The 1698-nt window shown below is 71.6% G+C and carries 3 protein-coding genes; all 3 read right to left on the reverse strand.

The genetic code is table 11. The features are described 5' to 3' along the window. Positions 1-9: 9 nt before the first annotated feature. From RT323_RS16085 to RT323_RS16095, 3 genes are read right to left on the reverse strand one after another with little or no spacing between them, the layout of a single operon-like run. Positions 10-186 (reverse strand): hypothetical protein, encoded by a 177-nt coding sequence (locus RT323_RS16085; RefSeq protein ID WP_313410236.1) that lies wholly within the window; start codon positions 184-186, stop codon positions 10-12. Beyond that, the gene (locus tag RT323_RS16090) at positions 183-1178 is read right to left on the reverse strand and encodes an HAD-IIA family hydrolase (protein ID WP_313410238.1); all 996 of its coding nucleotides are present in this window, start codon (positions 1176-1178) and stop codon (positions 183-185) included. Before RT323_RS16090 ends, RT323_RS16085 begins: the two co-directional genes overlap by 4 nt. Next, complete coding sequence (locus RT323_RS16095) at positions 1175-1537, reverse strand: single-stranded DNA-binding protein (protein WP_313410239.1); 363 nt, start codon at positions 1535-1537, stop codon at positions 1175-1177. Before RT323_RS16095 ends, RT323_RS16090 begins: the two co-directional genes overlap by 4 nt. Between the last annotated feature and the right edge of the window lie 161 nt (positions 1538-1698).

The raw sequence follows: 1698 nt of genomic DNA on the forward strand, positions 1-1698 counted from the left end.
CTCATCGGGTCACGCGTGCGCGCCGGGGGTCCCGGCGAGCTGGTCGCGCAACACGCGGTGGATGCCTTCGAAGACGGCCGGGTGATCCTCGACCGGCAGCGTTGCGAGCCCGTCGAGCTCGGCGACGGCGGACTCGATCGGCGAGCCGGCGGGCGTTTCGACCACGTCGGACGGTTCGGTCGTCATGCGTCGATTGTCTCATCGACGGTGACGGCACGGCCTGATTCGTCGCGGCACGCCCAGCCCAGCGCCACAACCGCCCGCAGGGCCGCCGTGGTCCCGGCACCGGAGGTCACCCGGACGCGATCGCCGTCGAGCTCGGCGGTGGCCTCGCCGCAGTGAGCCCGGTCGCCCTCGACGACGACCTCGGCATGGGTCTCGTGCAGGGACGCCAGGTCGGCGCCGATGAAGTCGGGCCGGTCCTGCGGATCGGCGGCGACGACGTCGGCGAGGCTGTTGACGCCCGTGAGGACGCACAGCGAGAGGATCCCCGCGCTGCGGGCACCGCGGATGTCGGTGTCCAGCCGATCACCCACCATCAGCGGAGACCGCGAGTCCAGGCGCGCCATCGTCTCCTCGAACAGCGGGGCGAACGGCTTGCCGGCGATCACCGGCTGGACGCCGGTGGCCAACTGGACGGCGTGCACGAGCGCGCCGTTCCCGGGCGCGATGCCGTCGGACGTCGGGATCGTGAGGTCGGTGTTGCTCGCGTAGTGGGGCGCCCCCGCCTGGATCGCGTAGGCCGCCTCCGCCAGGTCCGTCCAGCCGATCGCGGGAGCGTAACCCTGCACGACGGCGGCGATGCGCGCGCCATGCCGGTCGGCGACCGGCACGAGACCGCGTTCGGTCAGAGCAGTGTGCAGACCCTCGCCGCCGACGGTCAGCACCGCGCTGCCCCGGGGCAGGTCACGCGCCATCACACCAGCGATCGCCTGGGCCGAGGTGATGATGTCCTCGACCTCGGCGGGGAGTCCCAGCTGCTGCAGGTGCTCGGCGACAGTCTCGGGGCGCCGGTTGGCGTTGTTCGTCAGGTAGGCCAGCCGCGTGTCGCCCACGCTGGTGAGCGCCTCGACGGCCCCCGGGACCGCGGCGTGACTGCGGTAGACGACACCATCGAGATCCAACAGGACCGCATCATGGGCGTCGACGAGCGCGCCCTCGGTCGCGGCCAAGGTCATGTCGTCGAGGCTACCGGGGCGTCACGCAGCCGACTGAGGGACCCGAGGTCCACGAACACCCGACTCGAGAGCCCTCCCCCGCGGCTGGAGAAGAGACGCCGCAGCTCGCCGCTGACCTCGATCCGGTCGCCCGGCTGCAGCTTCATCGCCTTCGTCCGCAGTCGTGCGGTCCACGCCGAGCAGTCGAACGTGTCGACCAGTTGGCGAGAGCGCCGCTTCGCCGCGGCGCTGCGGTCCACGATCAACCGGAAGGAGACGATCTCGTCCCCGCTGGGCAGGATGCGCTGCTCGGCCACGTCAGCGACGCGGCCGCGCAGCAGCACCCGATTGTCGGCACCTGTGTTGTCGGCGTCTGTCATGCGACGAGCCTGCCGGGGACCGTGCGCCGGCGACAGGGACCGAGCGATGCCTGTGGACGAAGACGCGGGCGGTCATCGCCCTGTGGATCAGTCTTCGAGTTGTTGGAGGCGTTCGTGGGCGTCGGTGTGGTGGTGGGTGTCGGTGCCGGCGGTGCGGTGGA

The organism is Aeromicrobium sp. (genome assembly GCF_032084975.1).
Lineage (GTDB): Bacteria > Actinomycetota > Actinomycetes > Propionibacteriales > Nocardioidaceae > Aeromicrobium.